The sequence below is a fragment of the Aeromonas sp. QDB54 genome, from assembly GCF_027707385.1.
Lineage (GTDB): Bacteria > Pseudomonadota > Gammaproteobacteria > Enterobacterales > Aeromonadaceae > Aeromonas > Aeromonas hydrophila.
This window is the reverse complement of sequence record NZ_JAPCIT010000014.1, coordinates 1-13,860: the sequence shown is the minus strand read 5'-3', so window position 1 is coordinate 13,860 and position 13,860 is coordinate 1. Positions and strand designations below refer to the sequence as shown.

Here is a 13,860-nt window from a genome sequence, read left to right as displayed (position 1 = left end):
TAGTTGGTTGCGGGGGCCGGATTTGAACCGACGACCTTCGGGTTATGAGCCCGACGAGCTACCGAGCTGCTCCACCCCGCGTCCGTATTTTTTCGTCAAGGCTGAGCAGTAGCCTGTTCGAATTCTCTTGTTTATCAAATTATTGCAAGGCAATCCTGATACAAGAACTCAGATGGTTGCGGGGGCCAGATTTGAACTGACGACCTTCGGGTTATGAGCCCGACGAGCTACCGGGCTGCTCCACCCCGCGTCTGAGGTCGCCAATAATAGGCGCCGGCGCTCAGATTGCAAGTAAATATCCTAAAAAAACTTCATTCGAAGATTAAACCGGCACAAATCGCAGGAATTTGCAACAGAGCGCCGATTTTTCAGACAAGCAGGTTTGGGGCCAGCTTGGCGCACTACACTCAGATGGTTTGTAACTCCTCGTTTTGGGTAGGTTTATCATGCGCATCTCCGCCGGTCATTGCCGTCAATTGGGGGCCACACCCGAGCACGACGGCGTCAACTTCGCCATCTGGGCTCGCCTCGCCAGCCGGGTCGAACTGCTGCTGTTTACCAGCGCCGACGACGCCACGCCGGAAGTGATCCCGCTCTCCCCTCGCCTCAACCGGACCGCCTACTACTGGCACATCCATATAGAGGGCATCGAGCTCGGTCAACGTTATGCCTATCGCATCCAGGGCCCCTGGCGCCCCTACTACGGTACCCGCTTCGATGCGGACAAGGTGCTGCTGGATCCGTATGGCCGCAGCATCGAGCTGGGAGCCAACTACGATCGCTGGACGGCGGCCCGCCCCGGCAGCAACCTGGCGGAGTGTGCCAAGAACCGGGTGGTAGACACCCGCCACTACGACTGGGAGGGAGACAAGCTGCCCGCCCACTCCCTCTCCCGCTCGGTGATCTACGAGCTGCATCTGGGGGGCTTTACCAAGTCGCCGAGTTCAGGGGTCGACCCCGCCCTGCGCGGCACCTACCTCGGTCTCATCGAGAAGATCCCCTACCTGCAATCCCTCGGCGTCACCGCGGTCGAGCTGCTGCCGGTGTTCCAGTTCGATCCCCAGGACTCCCCCAGAGGGCTCTCCAACTACTGGGGCTACAGCCCCATGTCGTTCTTTGCCCCCCACGCCCAGTACGCCAGCGGCGAGGATCCCCTCACCGAGTTTCGCGACATGGTCAAGGCGCTGCACCGGGCCAACATCGAGGTGATCCTGGACGTGGTCTACAACCACACCGCCGAGGGGGGCGACGATGGCCCCACCTTCTCGTTTCGCGGCATCGACAACGAGGCCTACTACATCCTCGACGCCAATCAGAAGGACACCAACTATTCGGGCTGCGGCAACACCTTCAACGGCGCCCACCCGGTGGTGCTGCGCATGATCATGGACAGCCTCCACTTCTGGCGCCAGGAGATGCACGTGGACGGCTTTCGTTTCGACCTGGCGGCCATTTTGTCGCGGGACGAATCGGGCCAGCCCCAGGCCAATGCGCCGACCCTGCGCACCATCGATACCGATCCCCGCATCGCCGACATCAAGCTCATTGCCGAGGCCTGGGATGCGGGGGGCCTCTATCAGGTGGGCAGCCTGGCCGGCGCCCGCTGGCGCGAGTGGAACGGCCAGTTCAGGGACGACGTGCGCCGCTTTCTGCGCGGGGATGACAATGCGGTGATGCCCTTCGTGGAGCGGCTGTGCGGCAGCCCGGACATCTACCACTACCATCACGCCGATCCGGAGAAGAGCATCAACTTTGTCACCTGCCACGACGGCTTCACCCTGTGGGACTGGGCCAGCTACAACGGCAAGCACAACGACGCCAACGGCGAGCAGAACCGGGACGGCTGCGATCACAACTTCAGCTGGAACCACGGCCAGGAGGGGCCGAGCGAGGATCCCCAGATCAATGCCCTGCGCCTGCGGCAAGCCAAGAACATGATGGTGGCCACCCTGCTCTCGGTGGGCTCCCCCATGCTGCTGATGGGGGACGAGGTGCTGCGCACCCAGCACGGCAACAACAACGGCTACTGCCAGGACAACGACACCTGCTGGATGCAGTGGCAGCCCGACGCCATGGGCCAGGAGATGTTCCGCTTCATGAAGGAGCTGATCCAGTATCGCAAGCACCTGTTCCAGCGCCCGGAGCAGGAGAGCATGCCGCTGTCGCTGACCGAGATCCTGCGCCACAGCGAGATCTGCTGGCACGGGGTCAACGCCGCCCAGCCGGACTTCAGCCCCCACTCCCACGCCATCGCCATGTCGGCCCTGTCGAGCGAAACCCGGCTGGCTCTCTACGTGCTGTTCAACGCCTACTGGGAACCGCTCACCTTCAATCTGCCAAGCCCCCCCAAGGGAGTCGGTGGCTACTGGCGCCGGATCCTGGATACCGCCCTGCCCTCGCCCGAGGACATCAGCACCTTCGGCATGCCGCTGGAGGGGCTGACCCGGGAGTACCTGGCCCAGCCACGCAGCAGTTGCCTCTTCATCTGCGGCGCCGACGACTTCTACTAAGGGACGGCTTGCGGCCAGCAAAAAGCCCACCCCGGGCAACCGGGGTGGGCTTTTTCATGACGCCAGTCTGTCAGGCCAGCTGGTGCAACACGCTGGTCGCCGCAAGCTGGGCGATGATGAGGCCGCACAGGGCGGTGGAGACCACCACCGGCGCCGTCTCCTGCTGGCGATAGAGCGGGCTGAACCAGAGCAGCAAGGCCGCGATCAGCAGGGCCGCCTGGGTCAGCACAGCGGGGATCAGCGCATCGAGGCTGGCGCCGTTCCCCTGCCAGCCCACCAGCACTGCCAGCCAGAGCAGACTCAGGATGGCGGCCACCAGCCCGGCCAGCGGCAGCAGGGTATTGAACGCCTGCAGGCGGTGACGGGCCCGCAGCAGCATCAGATGGGCGAAGGCCGCCCCCAGCAGCACCATCTGCAGCAAGCCACCTAGCCAGCCCTGGATCTGCAGCAAGCCGATGCCATAGACCAGCAGCGGCATGGCCGGCAGCCAGAACAGCGTGGCGGGAATGGCACGCTTGCCCTCCAGCCTGGATTGGGCCAGCGACAGCACCACTCCCAGGATCAGGGCGGCAGCTCCGCTCCAGATCAGCCAGTCGGCCGCCTTGGCCTCCACCGCCAGCATCAGGGAGAGGCCGGTGATCACCCAGACCGAGAAGAGCTGGGTGGTGATCCGCGAGCGCTGGCCCGGGCAGAGATCACCGCGCCAGAGCACCAGGCCCAGCGCGATGAGGGCCCCCAGCGCCATCAGGCCGGTCAGGGGAAAGAGCCAAAAAGGGAGTTGGACGAACATGACGCCTCCAGCAGCAAGGATTCAGAACGCGCCGATGGGCGCCGGATGAAGGGGCCGAGTATACCCAAAGCCGCCGCCATCCCCAATCCCTGCCGGGAGCACGTCCGCCATTGATGACTGGCGATCAGACACAACCAACGGGTGCCGGCCGCCTTGCCTGCCAAGATTTCAAGGCCCTCGCCATCAGCTACGTCCAGGGCCGGCAGCGGTCAGCCCTGGCCGCGGGCCAGCGCCACCACCCGGGCGAACATCTGGCGCAGCACCGGCGGGATGTGCTCGCCACCGAGCCGCTCCGCCTCCTCCACCACCGCCAGCGCCATGCCCGGCTTGCTGCGATGATGAATCGCCTTGTTGATGATGCGCCCGGCGTTGAGGGTCGAGCGCCCCCCCACGCCGGCTTCACGCCGGAACACCGCCTCGAAGCCGTTGTGATAGAGGTAGTGCTCTATGTCCGCCGCCGGCAACTGGGTCAAGCGATCCCGCTCCCGCTCGCCCTTGAGCAGGGAGCGGGCCGAAGTGGCGTACTTCACCCCCGCCTCGTCGCCGTCGGTGAGCAGATGCCACTCGATGCCAAAATCCCGCGCCACCTTGATAAGTGGTGACTGGCCGCACTGGGCAAACTCGATGATCCGCACCCCCTCCGCCCGCAGGCTGTAGCCGCAGATCTGGGCGAGCTCGGAGAGCAGCCAGATCTCGGTCTCTCCCTCCACCAGCAGCCAGCAGCGGGCAAACATCGACATGGGGCGGTTGATGCGCACGTGGAAGGCTATCTTGCGCAGATCGTCGCTGCTGTAGCGCTCGCCCCCCAGCTGATGGCAGACGATGTCCTGCTGGCGGCGCACCAGCCGGCGGATCTGGTTGAGGGGCAGCGAAGAGAGCAGGTCCCCCGAATTGGTGGTGAGCAGCTTCTGCCCCGGCAGCTGTTCCAGCAGCCCCCAGGCCAGTGCCAGCATGGTGGGGTGCAGGCGGCTCTCCGGGTCTTCCAGGATCATGATGGGGCGCGCCCCCTGCTCCAGCTCCCGGTTGCCCCGCGCCTGCAGCAGGGTGGCCGCCATGCCCGCCATCGCCAGTTGCAGCGCCCGGTTGTCAGCATTGCGCAGCAGCGCCTGCAGATTGCCGGGGTTGCGCAGGGTCATGGGGCGATTGACGATCTCCCGCTGGCTGCGCGGCTTGTTCTTGATGGGGGCCAGCGCGTTGAAGTAGTGATCCATCAGCTGGCGCACCGCCTGCAACGCCTCCTTGAGCTCGGGCTCGCCGATGCGCTGGGGCTCGTCGATCAGCTTGTCGGCCAGCTCGCTCAGCCTGTGTTCGGAGAGATCCCCCCACTGCAGGGTCTCCACCCCGTTGCGGGCGGTGCGGGCATCGCGCAGCCGGAACACCGGGTTCATGGTGATGAGCAGACAGACCAGCTCATGGGCATCGTCGATGGGCAGGCTCTTGCCGATGCCGTCGAGAAAGTCGTGGGTGGTGGTGACGGTGCCGTCGCTCTGCAGTTCGGCGCTGGCGCGGTAGTGAATGCGGTGAAACTTGTCCTTGTGCTTGACCCAGGCAGCCCCAAGCCGGGCCAGCCGGCGGGAGTGCAGGCACATCTGGGGTCTGTGCTCGCTGAAGGTGAGCACCAGTTGCAGGTGGCGGGCCGGCTCGAGTTCGGGATCTTCGGGCTGGTGAAAGTCATCTTTACTGAACTGATAGGGCTCGGCATCCTGACCCAGAAGACACCAGAGGGCGCGCAACAGGCTGGACTTGCCCCAGGCGTTCTCGCCGATGAGCACTGTGGTATTGTCCAGCCCGAGCGAGAGGCGATTTATTCCGCGAAAACCTTTGACTTCAATGCGTTCCAGAAACATGCGGCCATATCCAGTCCATCCTGATGGCGCAATAGTGGCAAAGTTGTCGGGAAAATCCTATCGGGTCGTGGCGATTTTCAGCGGGAACTGTGAGGAACAAGCGGTTCGGGCGGGGTCGGCATGCCAAGGCGGCCCTGAGGGGCATTCCAGTGGCTGAACCAGAGGTGGCGGGTGCGGGTCTGACGTTTGCGATGATTCAAGGGCAACTCCTGTGCAGGTTGAAGGAACGAGGCTCCTCCTCGTTGCCAACCAATCTGCCGCCTATCTGTGACAGGAGGATGACAGCTGGCTGCGCCACTGGCCTGGGGTGAGGCCAAACGCCTCCCGGAAGCGGTTGCCAAGATGAGCCTGGGACGAGAAGCCGCACTGGATGGCGATGCTGGCCAGGGAGTCGACACCGGCCAGCAGCTGCTTGGCCCGCTTGAGCCGCAGCCCCAGCAGGTAGCGGTGTGGCGGGCAGCCGAGGCTCTGGCCGAACATGCGGGCGAAGTGGTATTCGCTCAGGCCCGCCTCCTGCGCCAGCGCGGCCAGGGTGACAGGTTCGGCCAGATGGGCCAGCAGGTACTCCTGCACCCGCCGGATCACCGCCGGCGCCAGGCCACCGCGCACCTCGGGCAGGGGCGGCGCCTCCCGGGTGTGGTGGCGATAAGCGTGCAGCATCAGCATCCAGGCGCCGTGGGAGAGCGCCATCCGATCCACCTGGTGCTGCCAGTCCAGCTGCATCAGCTGGCCCTGCACCAGGGTGGCGGCCTTGGGATCGTCGATGAAGGTCTTGTCTTCCAGCAGCAGGTGGCGCCCCTCCTTGTCACACACCTCTTCGGCGATGCGGGTCAGGTGGGCCGGGGTGAAGTAGAGGTGGAAGAAGCGAAACTCCTCGCGCACCAGCCACTCGGATCTGTGGTGATCCGGCATGATGCACACCTTGCCGGTGCCGCCGTGGCCGCCCGGGCCGTCCAGTCGCTCGGTCTGCTCGCCCCCTTGCAGGTAGACACTCAGGGTATGGTGGCCCGGCTTGTGGTAGCGGGTCTGATCGTAACAGTTGCGCCAGCTGGCGACGCCAAGGCCGGGTTCCAGCCAGCAGGCGTTCTCCAGGCGCGCGCCCGTGCTGACCAGTGCATCGAATACTCCCGCCGGCTTAGTCTGCAGCACCTGCTCTGTTCCTCTTGTTGCTTGCCTGATGGCCCTTGTGCGCCATCTTAACGCGGCGCGGCGGCAAAGGCTGCGGCTGCCTGTAAAAAACCGCAAGATGGTGTAAGCCCGCCACCGCCGCCCGCTGCATGCTGATCCCATGTCGTTGTCATCTCACCGGATACCCCATGAATCTGATGCTCTATCTTGCCACCGTCCTTATCTGGGGCAGCACCTGGATCGCCATCGCCTGGCAGCTTGGCCCCATTCCCATCGAGGTCTCGGTGCTCTATCGCTTCGCCCTGGCGGCGCTGGCGCTGTTTGCCCTGCTCACCGCCAGAGGCCGCTTTCCGCGCCTGCCCTGGGCCGGCCAGCGTTATGCCGCCCTGCTCGGCGGCCTGCTCTTTTCCACCAACTTCCTCTGCTTCTACCACGCCACCCTCTACATTCCGAGCGGCCTGTCGGCGGTGATCTTCGCCAGTGCCAGCATCTTCAACGGCCTCAACCTCTGGCTGTTCGAGGGGAAAAGACCCGGCCTGCGCTGGCTGCAAGGATCCTTGCTGGGGCTCCTTGGCACCCTGTTGCTGTTCTGGCCGGTGCTGGCGGATGCCCAACTGGGTGCAAACGGCTGGAAGGGGTTGCTGCTCGCCTGCGGCGGCACCCTCTGCTTCTCGCTCGGCAACCTGGTCTCGGCCCGCGGCCAGCGCCAGGGCTACCATGTGCTGCAACTGGTGCCCTGGGGCATGATCTACGGGGTGGTGTTGTTGCTGGGCTGGGTCACCCTCCTCGGCCAGCAGTTGGTGATCCCGACCGATGGTCACTACCTGGCGGCCATGGTCTATCTCGCCCTGTTCGGCTCTGTCATCGCCTTCACCGCCTACCTCACTCTGGTGGGGCGGATCGGCGCCAGCAAGGCCTCCTACGCCACCGTCTTATTCCCTCTGGTGGCGCTGACGCTCTCCACCTTCTACGAGGGGTTCGTCTGGCAGCCGGTGTCGGTGGTGGGGGTCATGATCAGCCTACTTGGCAACCTGGTGATCTTCACACCGCCCCTGCGGGAGTGGCGCCTGCGCCCCGCCAGGGCGGCGAAGGATGCTTGATCCCAACCCCGTCAGCCCCTAAGGTAACGCCTTCCTACGCAGACAACGGGAGGCGATATGTTACTGGAAGGGCTGGAGACACTCTGCCTGCTGGCCAGCGAAGGCACCATGGCCAAGGTGGCCAGCCGGCTCTATATCAGCCAGTCGGCGGTGAGCAAGCGCATCGCCCAGCTGGAGCAGCGCCTCGGCAAGAAGCTGGTCGAGCCGGACGGGCGCCAGATAAGGCTCACCCCTCAGGCACAAGAGCTGCTGGCCCGGGTCGCTCCCAGCCTCGCCGAGATGAAGGGGGTGCTGGCCGACAGCCAGACCCTCACCGACCTCACTCCCCTGCCCGTCGCCTGCTCCGAGACCCTGCTGGCGGGCTACCTCGCCCGCTTCATGCACGACTACCTGCGACAGGATCCCCACCTTGCCCTCTCCACCCACCACACTCCGGTCATTCTGGCGCGGGTGCGCAGCGGCGACGCCCTGCTCGGCATCTGCGCCGGGCGCCTGCCGCCCGGCCATGGCCTGGAGGCCAGACTGCTGCTGGAGGAGCCCTTCTATCTGGTGGAAGGCGATCAGCGCGAGGGGGAAAACGCCGATCAAGGGCTGCGCCAGATCCTCACCATGGATCTGGACAACCCCTCCAACCGCTACCTGCGCGAACCGCTGGCGGCCCTTGGCCTCATCCCCGCCATGGAGCTCGACTCCTACCTGGCGCTGATCGAGCTGGCCAAGGCCGGCATCGGCCCTGTGCTGCTGCCGGCCGGCCTGCTGGCGCTGGTCGGCGCACAGGGGACCCAGGCTCGCCCCCTCGCCGGGCTCGCCCGTCCGCTGCATTTGGTTTATCGGCCAAACAGCCTCAAGCGTGCGCGCATCGCCCAGCTGGTGCAGGCCCTGCAAGCCCACTTCCAACCGCTGGCCGGCTGAGCGCCACAACACAAGGGGGCCCGATCTTGCGGATCGGGCCCCCTTGTGTTGACTGCCGGTCTCAGCGAAAAGCGCTTACCCCAGCCAGGCAAACAGCTCGGGGTACTGGCTCCACACCAGCTTGGCGGACATCAGCAAGGAGACGGTCACCAGCAGTGGCTTGATCAGCTTTACCCCTTGCTTGAGCACCATTTTCGAGCCGAAACGGGCGCCGATGAACTGGCCCAGCGCCATGCAGAAGCCGACGCTCCACACCACCTTGCCACCCAGCGCGAAAAACAGCAGCGAAGCGATGTTGGAAGTGAAGTTGAGCAGCTTGGTGTGGGCAGTAGCCCGCGCCATGCCAAAACCCGCCAACGCCACGAAACCGATGGCAAAAAACGACCCTGTGCCCGGTCCGAAGAAGCCGTCATAGAAGCCCACCCCGCCGCCCACCAGCAGGGCGAACGCCATGGGAGCGAGGCGGCGAGAGCTCTCGGCATCGCTCACCCGGGGGGAGAAGAAGAAGTAGCAGGCGAAGGCCATCAGCAGGAAGGGCAGCAACCGCTCCAGGATGGCGGCGTCGATGGTCTGCACCGCCAGGGTGCCGAGCGCCGCGCCGATGAAGGTGCAGATCACCGCCGGCCAGATGATGTGCCACTCCAGCAGCCCCTTGCGGGCATAGAACCAGGTGGCGGAGAAGGAGCCGAAACTGCTCTGCAGCTTGTTGGTGCCAAGCACCAGCGCCGGCGGCATGCCGGTGGCAAGCAGGGCGGGCACCGTCAGCAGGCCGCCCCCGCCGGCAATGGCATCGATAAAGCCGGCCACCAGGGCCACACCGAACAGGGCAAGCAGGGTAAACAGTTCCAATTCCATCCATAGCCTCACAACATTGACGGGGCCGGCAAGGGCCCGCACGGCGCAGGCTCGCCATGAGCCTGATGAACAACGCTGGTCGCTATCCTAATGGGGCTTGGCTCATGAAGCTAACGAAACAGTGGCAGGCAATTGATTCCTGATTTTCATCAATGAATGCCCCCGGTGAAGCGGCTGGCAAGCATGCCGGCCCCCTCACCCACCTTGTTCAGGCAGCATCGGGCGCGCAGGTAGCCCCATCGCCTTTGATGTCGGCCAGCGCCTGCTGCAGATGGGCCTCATCCTCACCGGGAGCCCGGCTGACCCGGCCCGCCATGTAGCGGCTGCTGAAGAGATTGAACCAGAGCTGCAGTGCCTGCCCCGCCGCCAGCTCGCCGGCCACCTCCAGCACGCAGGCCGCCACCTCGGCGGTGCACAGGTGCTCGTCGCAGTGCGCTACCCGCATGCCATAGGTGGAGAGCGCATCGGGCTTGATGGAGAGCACCGGCAAGCCGTCCAGATAGGGGCTCTTGTTGAACATCTTGCGCGCCTCGGGCCAGGTGCCGTCCAGCAGGATGAACAGCGGCTTCTTGCCGGGGAGCGGGGTCACCACCGAGGTGAGCCGGGTCGGCGCCTTCTCGCAGGCGGGAAACACCACATAGGGCTGCCAGGCGGGATCCGCCAGCAGGGCCAGCAGCTCGGGATGGGGCTTGGTGCGCGACCAGAGAAACGCCCAGGTGGTATCCGGCAGCACATCGGCGATAAGACGGCCGGTGTTGGAGGGCTTCATCGGCTCGCTGTCGTACATCAGCAGGCAGAAGCCGGCCTCGGCCTTGAGCTCGGGGCGCCATTCGCAGGCACACCAGTCGTGGCGCAGCTGACAGGCTTCGCAGCGCGGCACGCTGCCGCCACGGGCGAGAAAGGGTCGGGTCGAGACGCTCTTGCGCCAGATGCGCAGGCGATTGACGGCGTGATCGGGAATTGGCTTCATGGAACGCGGCTCTGGCGATGCCTGTGGCAGGACAAAAAGGGGGCAGATTGTAGCGAGCCGTCCACCGCGCAGCAAGGCCCCCCATCCGGGGCAAGCCGGGAGGCCACGCCTCTCTATACTTGGTCGTCAACCCATGCACCCACGCATGGGACACAGGAGGACGACGATGGCAGAACAAGATATTGCCCGCGAGCACGCTCTGGCCGAAGGCACTACCTTCACCTGGCACGAGCTCTATCTGCCCGATGCCGAGGCCGGGATCCGTTTCTACACCGAGGTGCTCGGCTGGGAGAGCCAGACCATGGCGATGGAAGGCGGCGACTACCCCATGCTGGTTGCCAATGGCAGGCCGATCGCCGGCGTGCAGGCCACCCGGGGCAATCCCGAGATGGCCGGCGTACCACCCCACTGGGCAACCTATATCGCGGTGGATGACGTCGATACCAGGGTGCTCAGGGTCAACCAGCACGGTGGCAGCGTGGTGGTGCCCGCCATGAATATCCCGGGGGTCGGGCGCATGGCCCTGATTGCAGATCCACAAGGGGCGCACATCTGGCTGTTCACCCCTGACCCCATGTGACATCGCCTACCGCAACAACGACAGAGGGGCCCGCAGGCCCCTATTCATCATTCAGCTAGCCCTGCTCGGGCGCCGGCCTCAGACCGCCTTGCGCAGGATCTGCTCAAGGTAATCGGCGAAGCGGTGACCGTGATGCTCCAGCAGTTTCGGGAACATGGAGATGGAGGTCATGCCCGGGAAGGTGTTGATTTCGTTCAGCAGGATCTCGCCCTCTTCGGTCAGGAAGAAGTCGATGCGCGACAGGTGGGTCAGTTTGAGCTGACGGAACGCCTTGAGCGCGTACTCGTGAATGGCGTCAGCCTGCGCCTGGGTCAGCCCCTCGGCACGCAGTGCGGTCTCGGTGTGACTGGCGCTGCTGTACTTCTCTTCATAGGTGTAGAACTTGTCCTGCGGCACGCAGATCTCGCCCGGGTAGGTGGCCACCAGCTCGTCACCGTACTGGTACACCGCCACTTCCAGCTCGCGCGGCTTGACCGCTTTTTCGATCAGTACCTGCTCGGAATAACCGAAGGCATCGGCAATGCCCTTCACCAGATCCGCTTCGTTGCTGGCGGAGTAGCAGCCGACGGAAGAGCCCTGGGAGGCCGCCTTGATAAAGACCTTGCCCCACTTGGCCAGCGCGGCTTTCGCCTCGCTCAGCGCCGCGTCATTCTGCTCGGTCAGGAACAGATAAGGGGTGTTGGGGATGCCGATGGCGGAGAGCCACAGCTTGGTGCTGATCTTGTTGAAGCAGATCTTGCTCGCCTCGGCGTCGCAGCCCAGATATGGCAGGCCCGCCAGCTCGAGGAAGGATTGCAGGTCGCCGGTCTCGCCAGGGTAGCCGTGGATGCAGGGCACCACGTAATCCACCGGACGGGCCACGCTGTCAAACGACAGCAGCTTGTCCAGCCCCAGCTTGCATTCGCGGCCGTCGGCGCTGAGCCAGCGGTCGGCAAACATCTCGACCCGGGTCACGTCGACCCCAGGCAAAAGACCGAGCTGTTGCTCGAGAAAATTTGCGCTTCGCAGAGAGACTTCGTGCTCGGAGCCACCGCCGCCGCACAGCAGCAAGACATGCATGTTCTTCATTAGATTAGAGTTTTGGTGATTTGGGGGTGTGTCTAAAATGCTACGCTGGTGCCTTCATGGTGTCAAGAATACTAGCCTACGACCCGTCTGCGCTATCAGGGTATCAACAGCGCCATTAGCGCCTGTAGGTGGCCCGCTATGGCTTCCCCTTGGGCTACCCCTAGCATGGTCAGCAAGGTAGCCAGCAGGGCGTACAGAGGCTTGGCTTTGAGAAGGGCCAGCAGTACCTCGTTGGTTTAGACATGTGGTACCTCCTTTGTCCAGATGGATTAATGCAGTGTTATTACATAACACTTAAAAGAGCCGCCTCTTGCGAAGCGGCAACGTTAAGGGCTATTCAGGGGGGGGGTATTACCGGGTGTCCACACCAGCGGTATAGACCTGTACCAGCGGTAAGGTTACGTCAACGTCCTTACCGTCTTCGGTCTTGGCCTTGGTGAAACCAGCAACTAGCAAATCTGCAACGCCCATCAGCTCCAAAGTAGTGGACTGCTTGTCTGCCTGACGGCTCACGATAATATCGAAGATGGTGCCATCGGCTTGTTCACGGAATGAGACCGCACAGTAACGACGGGGAGCCACAACCATCTGAATGTCTTCACCATCGGTAGAGTTACCGTTGAAGGAATAGACGTCACAGCCAAGGTAAGCGGCTACATCGGCAGCACCAGCACGTCGGGCAGCTCGTTGCAGGTCACGCATAGTCCGAGCGTTAAACCCAATAGTGAAATCAGAGATGTCGTTACCGAATTGCTTACCAACAATCTGCGCATGGTCGATGGCGTCTTCAATGGCTTCCAGGCGTTCAGCGAACGATTGACCAGCCTTGAGGGCTACCTTCTGCCTAGACAGGTATTGGGCATTGTTCTTGTGCTCGACCAGAGTCTTGATAATGCCTTCGGTCACCACAGTGTCCAACTGCTCCGCGATAGACGCGATTTCTGACCGCATGGTGTTAGCGGTAATCACCCCATCAACCTCACTGTCGAAACGCTCAAGGCACAGGGAAATCATCAAGGAGTCTTCCACGGGTTTAGACCGAACTGTCTCACCTTGGCGGACTGTCAGCTTTGCCGGAATCTTGTTGTTGGTGTAAGGGTCTTTCATGTTAACGGTCAGGGTACGATTTGCCATGGTCGGCACCACAATCGGGGTAGGTTCATCGCCTGCACGGTGGACACGAAAGTGGGACTCTTCGGAGATAGCAGCGGCCCATTCACCAGAGTTCAACATGGTGTTCAGATTATCGCCTAGACATTTCAAGTAGACGCTAGAGGCCCCTGTATTAGTCAGCTCAATGGCGGACTCGTTGTCGGTCTCAATACGGTTACGGTATGGCACCTCGGCGTTGAGGTCGGTCACGGTTACGCGAAGGGCGCTCTCGTTGACCATGGAATCAAGGGAAAGCTCGGAAGGGTTATAAGCGGCACGAATAGTCATAATTTTATTGGTCTCCTTTGTGGTTACTGTTGGTGGTAGTGGGCGGGTAGTGTGGCGTAGCTGGCGCTACTGCTTGGTGGTGTGCTTTGGAAGTCTTTTGCTTCGCCTTAGGCTGATACTTCGGGGTCTTGTAAGGCAGGACATTGCGTCCCACCTTCGAGTTGCTTACAGCTCGGCTGCGGTAGTTGATAGCCATTAATCGAACATGATGGTCGGTGCGTAATCGACATCACCACCACGGGGGCGGGAGACCTTACCACTACGCATTTCCTGCGAGTGTTTTAGACGGGCTTGGTGTAGTGCCTCAGAGTCTCGGGCACGTTGGGCCACCTGTGAAGGGCTATTGTACCATGCTCGGTGTTCCGCCTCTTTGCGGGCCTTCTCGGCTGCTTGGCGTTCTTCTTCCCGTTCAATCAGGAAGTTCTGCACCTTGGGTACTCTGGCGAACTGACCAAGGGGAACCCCTGCGGACTCCATCCAGTTGACCAAGGTTGGTACTGACCAGTGAAGGGCGTCAATGAGCAAAGGGGCTTGGACACGTTGGAAGTATTCGAGGGTGACTTCTTGGCCACAGAGGGTCACTGATTGGCCCCTTGAAGATCCAGACACTTCGCCCCTCTTAACTTAAGAGGTAGTCTTGGAGCTATGTTCAGTACTAGT

General features: G+C 63.0%; 12 protein-coding genes and 2 tRNA genes. 4 read left to right on the top strand and 10 right to left on the bottom strand.

Going from position 1 to position 13,860, the window contains the following annotated elements; all coding sequences use genetic code 11:
• Window positions 1-4 precede the first annotated feature (4 nt).
• Window positions 5-81: transfer RNA gene (locus PG881_RS14455), tRNA-Met, on the bottom strand.
• A gap of 92 nt (window positions 82-173) precedes the next feature.
• Window positions 174-250, bottom strand: a tRNA-Met gene (locus PG881_RS14450).
• A gap of 196 nt (window positions 251-446) precedes the next feature.
• Here PG881_RS14450 and glgX point away from each other — a divergent pair.
• Complete coding sequence (gene glgX / locus PG881_RS14445; RefSeq protein ID WP_270800840.1) at window positions 447-2,510, top strand: glycogen debranching protein GlgX; 2,064 nt, start codon at window positions 447-449, stop codon at window positions 2,508-2,510.
• Between the two features lie 70 nt (window positions 2,511-2,580).
• Here the strand turns inward: glgX and PG881_RS14440 are convergent, their stop codons facing one another.
• From PG881_RS14440 to PG881_RS14425, 4 genes are all read right to left on the bottom strand, one after another.
• Window positions 2,581-3,300: a hypothetical protein gene (locus PG881_RS14440; protein WP_270800838.1), complete on the bottom strand. Its 720-nt coding sequence runs from the start codon at window positions 3,298-3,300 to the stop codon at window positions 2,581-2,583.
• A gap of 209 nt (window positions 3,301-3,509) precedes the next feature.
• Window positions 3,510-5,147: an ATP-dependent endonuclease gene (locus tag PG881_RS14435; RefSeq protein ID WP_270800835.1), complete on the bottom strand. Its 1,638-nt coding sequence runs from the start codon at window positions 5,145-5,147 to the stop codon at window positions 3,510-3,512.
• 77 nt (window positions 5,148-5,224) lie between these two features.
• Window positions 5,225-5,347, bottom strand: a complete 123-nt coding sequence (locus PG881_RS14430) for a hypothetical protein (RefSeq protein ID WP_254902163.1) — start codon at window positions 5,345-5,347, stop codon at window positions 5,225-5,227.
• Between the two features lie 61 nt (window positions 5,348-5,408).
• Window positions 5,409-6,296, bottom strand: coding sequence for a helix-turn-helix domain-containing protein (locus PG881_RS14425; RefSeq protein WP_065477614.1), 888 nt, complete (start codon window positions 6,294-6,296; stop codon window positions 5,409-5,411).
• A 167-nt stretch (window positions 6,297-6,463) separates the two neighbouring features.
• Here PG881_RS14425 and PG881_RS14420 point away from each other — a divergent pair, with 167 nt between their 5' ends.
• Both PG881_RS14420 and PG881_RS14415 read left to right on the top strand, forming a co-directional pair.
• Window positions 6,464-7,375, top strand: coding sequence for a DMT family transporter (locus PG881_RS14420; RefSeq protein ID WP_270800832.1), 912 nt, complete (start codon window positions 6,464-6,466; stop codon window positions 7,373-7,375).
• A 57-nt stretch (window positions 7,376-7,432) separates the two neighbouring features.
• Complete coding sequence (locus tag PG881_RS14415; protein ID WP_049048737.1) at window positions 7,433-8,287, top strand: LysR family transcriptional regulator; 855 nt, start codon at window positions 7,433-7,435, stop codon at window positions 8,285-8,287.
• Window positions 8,288-8,362: 75 nt separating this feature from the next.
• On the opposite strand, the gene PG881_RS14410 is transcribed toward PG881_RS14415, so the two are convergent.
• Window positions 8,363-9,142 (bottom strand): TSUP family transporter, encoded by a 780-nt coding sequence (locus tag PG881_RS14410; RefSeq protein WP_011706235.1) that lies wholly within the window; start codon window positions 9,140-9,142, stop codon window positions 8,363-8,365.
• A gap of 208 nt (window positions 9,143-9,350) precedes the next feature.
• Entirely contained in the window at window positions 9,351-10,112 is a 762-nt protein-coding gene (locus PG881_RS14405) for a tRNA-uridine aminocarboxypropyltransferase (RefSeq protein ID WP_016350599.1), read from the bottom strand.
• Window positions 10,113-10,278: 166 nt separating this feature from the next.
• Between PG881_RS14405 and PG881_RS14400 the strand changes: the two genes are divergently transcribed.
• Window positions 10,279-10,692: a VOC family protein gene (locus tag PG881_RS14400; protein ID WP_270800827.1), complete on the top strand. Its 414-nt coding sequence runs from the start codon at window positions 10,279-10,281 to the stop codon at window positions 10,690-10,692.
• A gap of 78 nt (window positions 10,693-10,770) precedes the next feature.
• Here PG881_RS14400 and PG881_RS14395 read toward each other — a convergent pair whose 3' ends face one another.
• Together PG881_RS14395 and PG881_RS14390 are read right to left on the bottom strand one after the other, a co-directional pair.
• Window positions 10,771-11,760, bottom strand: coding sequence for a D-alanine--D-alanine ligase (locus tag PG881_RS14395; RefSeq protein WP_024944446.1), 990 nt, complete (start codon window positions 11,758-11,760; stop codon window positions 10,771-10,773).
• 351 nt (window positions 11,761-12,111) lie between these two features.
• Window positions 12,112-13,200 carry a hypothetical protein gene (locus tag PG881_RS14390; RefSeq protein WP_270800825.1) on the bottom strand — a complete coding sequence of 363 codons (1,089 nt, stop codon included), beginning with the start codon at window positions 13,198-13,200 and terminating at the stop codon, window positions 12,112-12,114.
• Between the last annotated feature and the right edge of the window lie 660 nt (window positions 13,201-13,860).

Bases quoted from the DNA above. Each gene is read 5' to 3' on its own strand.
- PG881_RS14400 (WP_270800827.1), top strand. From the start codon at position 10,279: ATGGCAGAACAAGATATTGCCCGCGAGCACGCTCTGGCCGAAGGCACT.
- glgX (WP_270800840.1), top strand. From the start codon at position 447: ATGCGCATCTCCGCCGGTCATTGCCGTCAATTGGGGGCCACACCCGAG.
- PG881_RS14435 (WP_270800835.1), bottom strand. From the start codon at position 5,147: ATGTTTCTGGAACGCATTGAAGTCAAAGGTTTTCGCGGAATAAATCGC.
- PG881_RS14405 (WP_016350599.1), bottom strand. From the start codon at position 10,112: ATGAAGCCAATTCCCGATCACGCCGTCAATCGCCTGCGCATCTGGCGC.
- PG881_RS14410 (WP_011706235.1), bottom strand. From the start codon at position 9,142: ATGGAATTGGAACTGTTTACCCTGCTTGCCCTGTTCGGTGTGGCCCTG.
- PG881_RS14440 (WP_270800838.1), bottom strand. From the start codon at position 3,300: ATGTTCGTCCAACTCCCTTTTTGGCTCTTTCCCCTGACCGGCCTGATG.
- PG881_RS14420 (WP_270800832.1), top strand. From the start codon at position 6,464: ATGAATCTGATGCTCTATCTTGCCACCGTCCTTATCTGGGGCAGCACC.
- PG881_RS14415 (WP_049048737.1), top strand. From the start codon at position 7,433: ATGTTACTGGAAGGGCTGGAGACACTCTGCCTGCTGGCCAGCGAAGGC.
- PG881_RS14390 (WP_270800825.1), bottom strand. From the start codon at position 13,200: ATGACTATTCGTGCCGCTTATAACCCTTCCGAGCTTTCCCTTGATTCC.
- PG881_RS14395 (WP_024944446.1), bottom strand. From the start codon at position 11,760: ATGAAGAACATGCATGTCTTGCTGCTGTGCGGCGGCGGTGGCTCCGAG.